This window comes from Streptomyces mexicanus (genome assembly GCF_902506575.1).
GTDB classification, from domain to species: Bacteria; Actinomycetota; Actinomycetes; order Streptomycetales; family Streptomycetaceae; genus Streptomyces; species Streptomyces mexicanus.
The window spans coordinates 1,876,528-1,883,229 of the sequence record NZ_LR732544.1 but is presented as its reverse complement, the minus strand read 5'-3'; the positions used below and the strand labels follow the sequence as shown (position 1 = coordinate 1,883,229).

Annotated in this window: 6 protein-coding genes and 1 rRNA gene; 4 read left to right on the top strand and 3 right to left on the bottom strand. The window is 66.9% G+C overall.

The genetic code is table 11. From position 1 onward, the window contains the following. The first annotated feature begins 35 nt into the window (after window positions 1-35). Together GV126_RS08465 and GV126_RS08460 are read left to right on the top strand one after the other, a co-directional pair. A complete protein-coding gene (locus GV126_RS08465) occupies window positions 36-467 on the top strand; it encodes an NfeD family protein (protein WP_159664099.1) in 432 nt (143 codons plus the stop codon). A 153-nt stretch (window positions 468-620) separates the two neighbouring features. Beyond that, entirely contained in the window at window positions 621-1,613 is a 993-nt protein-coding gene (locus tag GV126_RS08460) for an SPFH domain-containing protein (RefSeq protein ID WP_028422769.1), read from the top strand. A gap of 84 nt (window positions 1,614-1,697) precedes the next feature. On the opposite strand, the gene GV126_RS08455 is transcribed toward GV126_RS08460, so the two are convergent. From GV126_RS08455 to GV126_RS08445, 3 genes are all read right to left on the bottom strand, one after another. Beyond that, window positions 1,698-2,204, bottom strand: coding sequence for an HNH endonuclease (locus GV126_RS08455; RefSeq protein WP_028422770.1), 507 nt, complete (start codon window positions 2,202-2,204; stop codon window positions 1,698-1,700). Window positions 2,205-2,394: 190 nt separating this feature from the next. Further along, complete coding sequence (locus GV126_RS08450; protein ID WP_159664097.1) at window positions 2,395-2,934, bottom strand: YbhB/YbcL family Raf kinase inhibitor-like protein; 540 nt, start codon at window positions 2,932-2,934, stop codon at window positions 2,395-2,397. A gap of 61 nt (window positions 2,935-2,995) precedes the next feature. Further along, window positions 2,996-3,778, bottom strand: coding sequence for a sporulation protein (locus GV126_RS08445; protein ID WP_159664095.1), 783 nt, complete (start codon window positions 3,776-3,778; stop codon window positions 2,996-2,998). 148 nt (window positions 3,779-3,926) lie between these two features. On the opposite strand from GV126_RS08445, the gene GV126_RS08440 reads away from it, so the two are divergent. Both GV126_RS08440 and GV126_RS08435 read left to right on the top strand, forming a co-directional pair. Continuing rightward, window positions 3,927-4,577, top strand: a complete 651-nt coding sequence (locus GV126_RS08440; protein ID WP_159664093.1) for a DNA-3-methyladenine glycosylase — start codon at window positions 3,927-3,929, stop codon at window positions 4,575-4,577. Between the two features lie 500 nt (window positions 4,578-5,077). After that, window positions 5,078-6,605: ribosomal RNA gene (locus tag GV126_RS08435) — 16S ribosomal RNA — on the top strand. The last annotated feature ends 97 nt before the right edge of the window (window positions 6,606-6,702 follow it).

The window sequence follows — 6,702 nt, the reverse complement described above, 5'->3', positions numbered from 1 at the left end:
GTCCGCCGCACGGGTCACCGCCCTACCATGACCGCGTGAACGACATCGACGCATGGGTGTGGTGGCTGGTCGGCGCGGCAGCGCTCGGCATCCCGCTCGTGGCGACGGCGATGCCGGAGTTCGGGATGCTCGCGGTCGGCGCCGTGGCCGCCGCGGTCGCCGCCGGCTTCGGCTTCGGCGTCGTCGTCCAGGTGATCGCCTTCGTCGTCGTCTCGGTCGCGCTGATCGCCGTCGTACGGCCCATCGCCCACCGGCACAGCAGGCAACTGCCCCGGCTGGCCACCGGAGTCGAGGCACTGAAAGGCCGTCAGGCCGTCGTGCTCGAACGCGTCGACGGCACCGGCGGCCGCATCAAACTCGCCGGCGAGGTCTGGTCGGCACGCGCGCTCGACACCGACCGTGCCTACGAAGCGGGCGCCCAGGTCGACGTCGTCGACATCGAGGGGGCCACCGCCATCGTCATGTGACCCGGGACATGCCACCGGACCGACACGGGACCTGCACCGAACACCCCACGAGGCACGCGACGGTCTGTCAGACTCGACAGCAAGATCTTCAACAGCCCACAGCCATAAGATCTTCCGAAAGCGCCGAGGCGGAGAAGGGTACGGGAAGCAACGATGGCACCGGTCATCATCGTCCTGATCGTTCTGGTGGTGTTGGTCTTCATCGCCCTGATCAAGACGATCCAAGTCATCCCGCAGGCCAGCGCCGCCATCGTGGAGCGCTTCGGCCGCTACACACGCACGCTCAACGCGGGCCTGAACATCGTCGTCCCGTTCATCGACACCATCCGCAACCGCATCGACCTGCGCGAGCAGGTCGTGCCGTTCCCGCCCCAGCCGGTGATCACCCAGGACAACCTGGTCGTCAACATCGACACCGTCATCTACTACCAGGTGACCGACGCCCGCGCCGCCACCTACGAGGTCGCCAGCTATATCCAGGCCATCGAGCAGCTCACCGTCACCACCCTGCGCAACATCATCGGCGGCATGGACCTGGAGCGCACCCTGACCTCCCGCGAGGAGATCAACGCGGCCCTGCGCGGCGTCCTCGACGAGGCCACCGGCAAGTGGGGCATCCGCGTCAACCGCGTCGAACTCAAGGCCATCGAACCGCCGACCTCCATCCAGGACTCGATGGAGAAGCAGATGCGCGCCGACCGGGACAAGCGCGCCGCGATCCTCCAGGCCGAAGGTGTCCGCCAGTCCGAGATCCTGCGCGCCGAGGGCGAGAAGCAGTCCCAGATCCTGCGCGCGGAAGGCGAGGCCAAGGCCGCCGCCCTGCGCGCCGAGGGCGAGGCCCAGGCCGTCCGTACGGTCTTCGAGGCCATCCACGCCGGCGACCCGGACCAGAAGCTGCTGTCCTACCAGTACCTGCAGATGCTCCCGAAGATCGCCGAGGGCGACGCCAACAAGCTCTGGATCGTCCCCAGCGAGATCGGCGACGCCCTCAAGGGCCTGTCCGGTGCCGTCGGCAACTTCGGTGCCATGGGCGGCGGTTCCGGCCCCGGCGGCGGCTCCGGCGCGGGCGGCGGGAAGACCGTACCGGCGCAGAACGACGGCCGCACGAGCCCGGCCGAGCGCCGCGAGAAGCCCAGCATCGACTGACCGGCAGCATCGACTGACCGGCCCGGAAGACCAGGACCGCACCGCGAGCAGCGGTGCGGTCCAGCTCTTCCGCGACGGCGAGGCTCAGGCGGCCTCGCGGGCCAGCCACTCCGGCAGCGCGTCGAAGTCCTCCTGCCCGAGCGCCAGCAGCATCGCGTCCGCCGGCGTCGGCTCGAACGGCTGCCGCAGCAGCGGCATCCCCGCCTGCTCCGGAGTCCGGTCCGCCTTGCGGTGATTGTCCTCGGCACAGGAGGCCACTGTGTTCAGCCACGTGTCCTGACCGCCCTGCGACCGCGGCACCACGTGGTCCACGGTCGTCGCCCGCCCGCCGCAGTACGCGCACCGGTGCCGGTCCCGCACCAGCACACCCCGCCTCGACCACGGTGCTTGTCTTCGGAACGGCACCCGTACGTACCGGCACAACCGGATCACCCGGGGCGCGGGTATGTCCACCGCGGCCGCCCGCATCCGCAGCTCGGGGTGGGCCTGCTCGACGACGGCCTTGTCCTGCAGCACCAGCACGACGGCTCGGTTCAGTGTCACCGTCGACAGCGGCTCGAAGCTCGCGTTCAGCACCAGCGTGTCCCGCATCCGGCCCACCTCCCGTGTGCACCCGGCCCACCCCCCGGCGGACCCGGATCAACTCTGGCCGGGCACGCCGAGATGGACAACGCAATAAAAATGCCCGCCTCCGATCAACTTCAAAGACCGGAGACGGACAAACATTGCGTGAACGCCGCAGCGCACGGCAGACGCGGGCACCCTTCGGCGGGCACGCACCTCAGCCTTCGGCGGGCACCTCGTACTCGCCGATCAGCTGCGCCCGGGCCAGCGTGTGGAACCGCAGGTTGAAGCCGACCACCGCGGGCGAGGCGTCCGCGTCGGGGCCGAGCTTCTCCTGGTCCACGGCGTACACCGTGAACACATACCGGTGCGGCCCGTCCCCGGGCGGCGGCGCGGCGCCCCCGAAGTCCTTCGTCCCGTAGTCGTTGCGCGCGTGCACGGCACCCTCGGGCAGCCCCTCGAACTTCCCGCTGCCCGCACCCGCCGGCAGCTCCGTCACCGAGGCCGGGATGTCGAACAGCACCCAGTGCCAGAACCCGCTGCCCGTCGGCGCGTCCGGGTCGTAGCAGGTCACGGCGAAGCTCTTCGTCTCCGGCGGGAAGCCCTCCCACCGCAGCTGCGGCGAGGTGTTCCCGGCCGCGTGGACCTGAGCGTCCTTGAGCGTCGCCCCCTCCTGGACGTCGTCGCTCGTGACCGTGAAGGACGGCACGGGCGGGTGGAAGTCGTGGGGGAGCGGCGGCCTCTTCAGCTCGGTCACCTCGGTACCTCCTGATCGGTTACGGGTGGCTCCTGATCGACGGAACCAGCACCTCCCGAGCCTAGAACCAGTTCCGCCTGCTGCCGACCTCGGCGATCCACTGGTGCAGATACGCCGCCCAGTCGGTCCCCTGGTAGTCGTGCAGCCCCACCTGGAACGAGCGGTAGGTGTCACTGCCCTCGCTGAACAGCCCCGGCTTCTTGTCCATCTCCAGCACCACGTCCATGGCGTGCTCGTCGGCCACGAAGCTCAGCTCGACCTGGTTCAGTCCCCGGTACTGCGACGGCGGGTAGAACTCGATCTCCTGGTAGAAGGGCAGCCGCTGCCGCGTCCCGCGGATGTGGCCCCGCTCCATGTCGGCGTTCTTGAACCGGAAGCCCAGCTGGATGAAGGCGTCCAGGATCGCCTTCTGCGCCGGCAGCGGATGGACGTTGATCGGGTCGAGGTCACCGGAGTCCACCGCACGCGCGATCGCCAGCTCCGTGGTGACCCCGATGTGCATGCCCCGCAGCGCCTGCCCGTCGATCATCGTCACCGGCGTCTCCCACGGGATCTCCAGCCCGAACGGCACCGCGTGCACGGCCCCCGCCTGCAGCTCGAAGGCACCGCCGAGCCGCACCTTGGTGAACTCGATGTCCTGCTTGTACTCCTGGTCGCCGCTCTCGACCTCGACCCTCGCCTGCAGCCCGACCGACAACCCCTCGATCTCCTGGTTCACGGACCCGCCCTGGATCCGCACCTCGCCCTGGACGACCCCGCCCGGCACGACGTTGTCCTCGTGCAGCACGGTCTCCACCGACGCCCCACCGGCCCCCAGGCTCGCGAGCAGCTTCTTGAACGCCATTGACTCTCCCTTTACGTACGGATCCTGATCCCTACAAACGCGATCCGGCCGCGGCCGGTTCCGCGCCCCACCCTGGCGAGGAGAGGAGAGCTTGACCACCCCTCGGCACCCGTCTGATCCCCACCCGTCTGGACTACGCTCGGAAGCCATGATCGCGTCCCCGGACCGTACGCCCCTGCCCCGAGCGTTCTTCGACCGCCCCGTCCTCGAGGTCGCCCCCGACCTGCTGGGCCGCGTCCTCGTCCGGACGACCCCGGACGGCCCGATCGCCCTGCGCCTGACGGAGGTCGAGGCCTACGACGGTCCGAACGACCCGGGCTCCCACGCCTACCGCGGTCGCACGGCCCGCAACGGGGTGATGTTCGGACCTCCCGGTCATGTGTACGTCTATTTCACCTACGGCATGTGGCACTGCATGAACCTGGTGTGCGGCCCGGAGGGACGCGCGAGCGGAGTCCTCCTGCGGGCCGGCGAGATCGTCGAGGGCGCCGAGCTGGCCCGCCTGCGGCGACGCTCGGCCCGCAACGACAAGGAACTGGCCAAAGGCCCGGCCCGGCTCGCCACCGCCCTGGACGTGGACCGCTCCCTCGACGGCACCGACGCCTGCGCCGCGGGCGACACCCCCATCCGGATCCTGAGCGGCACCCCGACCCCCTCCGACCAGGTGTGCAACGGCCCCCGCACGGGTGTCGCCGGCGAGGGCGGCAACGGGGACGTCCATCCGTGGCGCTTCTGGATCGCCGACGACCCGACGGTGAGCCCGTACCGGCCGCACGTGCCGCGCCGCCGCCGTTCCTGACGACCCGTCGGCGACACGACGCGGGACCCGCCGGTGGAAGTTGACTCCCACCTCGAAGATGCGTAACGTAGCCCGAGCCGCCGAACCGGGTACGGCGATCGCCTGCAGCCGGAGCGGCCAACCCACTACCTACCGAGCACCCCTCAGCGGGGTCGACTGTGGCGTGTCCGCACGCCCGAATTCGAACCCGCGCGACTCGATTATGAGTCGGGACGGGAATCGGCTAACGTAGTGAATGTCGAAAGGCCGACGGACGAAAGCCCGAAAAGCCGACGACAAACCCCGCCGACCGGGGATCGGATCGAGAAAAGATCTGATAGAGTCGGAAACGCCGAAGGGAAGCGCCCGGAGGAAAGCCCGAGAGGGTGAGTACGAAGGAAGCGACCGTTCCTTGAGAACTCAACAGCGTGCCAAAAGTCAACGCCAGATATGTTGATACCCCGTCTCCGGCCGGATGGCGGTTCCGCTCTCGTGGTGTTCGCCCCGATCACGGGGAAGCATTCACGGAGAGTTTGATCCTGGCTCAGGACGAACGCTGGCGGCGTGCTTAACACATGCAAGTCGAACGATGAACCTCCTTCGGGAGGGGATTAGTGGCGAACGGGTGAGTAACACGTGGGCAATCTGCCCTGCACTCTGGGACAAGCCCTGGAAACGGGGTCTAATACCGGATACGACACGCTCAGGCATCTGATGCGTGTGGAAAGCTCCGGCGGTGCAGGATGAGCCCGCGGCCTATCAGCTTGTTGGTGAGGTAACGGCTCACCAAGGCGACGACGGGTAGCCGGCCTGAGAGGGCGACCGGCCACACTGGGACTGAGACACGGCCCAGACTCCTACGGGAGGCAGCAGTGGGGAATATTGCACAATGGGCGCAAGCCTGATGCAGCGACGCCGCGTGAGGGATGACGGCCTTCGGGTTGTAAACCTCTTTCAGCAGGGAAGAAGCGAAAGTGACGGTACCTGCAGAAGAAGCGCCGGCTAACTACGTGCCAGCAGCCGCGGTAATACGTAGGGCGCAAGCGTTGTCCGGAATTATTGGGCGTAAAGAGCTCGTAGGCGGCTTGTCGCGTCGGTTGTGAAAGCCCGGGGCTTAACCCCGGGTCTGCAGTCGATACGGGCAGGCTAGAGTTCGGTAGGGGAGATCGGAATTCCTGGTGTAGCGGTGAAATGCGCAGATATCAGGAGGAACACCGGTGGCGAAGGCGGATCTCTGGGCCGATACTGACGCTGAGGAGCGAAAGCGTGGGGAGCGAACAGGATTAGATACCCTGGTAGTCCACGCCGTAAACGGTGGGCACTAGGTGTGGGCAACATTCCACGTTGTCCGTGCCGCAGCTAACGCATTAAGTGCCCCGCCTGGGGAGTACGGCCGCAAGGCTAAAACTCAAAGGAATTGACGGGGGCCCGCACAAGCGGCGGAGCATGTGGCTTAATTCGACGCAACGCGAAGAACCTTACCAAGGCTTGACATACACCGGAAACATCCAGAGATGGGTGCCCCCTTGTGGTCGGTGTACAGGTGGTGCATGGCTGTCGTCAGCTCGTGTCGTGAGATGTTGGGTTAAGTCCCGCAACGAGCGCAACCCTTGTCCCGTGTTGCCAGCAGGCCCTTGTGGTGCTGGGGACTCACGGGAGACCGCCGGGGTCAACTCGGAGGAAGGTGGGGACGACGTCAAGTCATCATGCCCCTTATGTCTTGGGCTGCACACGTGCTACAATGGCCGGTACAATGAGCTGCGATACCGTGAGGTGGAGCGAATCTCAAAAAGCCGGTCTCAGTTCGGATTGGGGTCTGCAACTCGACCCCATGAAGTCGGAGTCGCTAGTAATCGCAGATCAGCATTGCTGCGGTGAATACGTTCCCGGGCCTTGTACACACCGCCCGTCACGTCACGAAAGTCGGTAACACCCGAAGCCGGTGGCCCAACCCCTTGTGGGAGGGAGCTGTCGAAGGTGGGACTGGCGATTGGGACGAAGTCGTAACAAGGTAGCCGTACCGGAAGGTGCGGCTGGATCACCTCCTTTCTAAGGAGCACTTCTAGGCCGCGTAGGCGGTCCAGAGGCCAGTACATCAGCGAGTGTCTGATGCTGGTTGCTCATGGGTGGAACGTTGACTACTCGG

What these genes read in the sequence shown, in the direction of transcription:
- GV126_RS08460 (WP_028422769.1), top strand. Translation starts at nt 621, where the DNA reads ATGGCACCGGTCATCATCGTCCTGATCGTTCTGGTGGTGTTGGTCTTC.
- GV126_RS08445 (WP_159664095.1), bottom strand. Translation starts at nt 3,778, where the DNA reads ATGGCGTTCAAGAAGCTGCTCGCGAGCCTGGGGGCCGGTGGGGCGTCG.
- GV126_RS08440 (WP_159664093.1), top strand. Translation starts at nt 3,927, where the DNA reads ATGATCGCGTCCCCGGACCGTACGCCCCTGCCCCGAGCGTTCTTCGAC.
- GV126_RS08455 (WP_028422770.1), bottom strand. Translation starts at nt 2,204, where the DNA reads ATGCGGGACACGCTGGTGCTGAACGCGAGCTTCGAGCCGCTGTCGACG.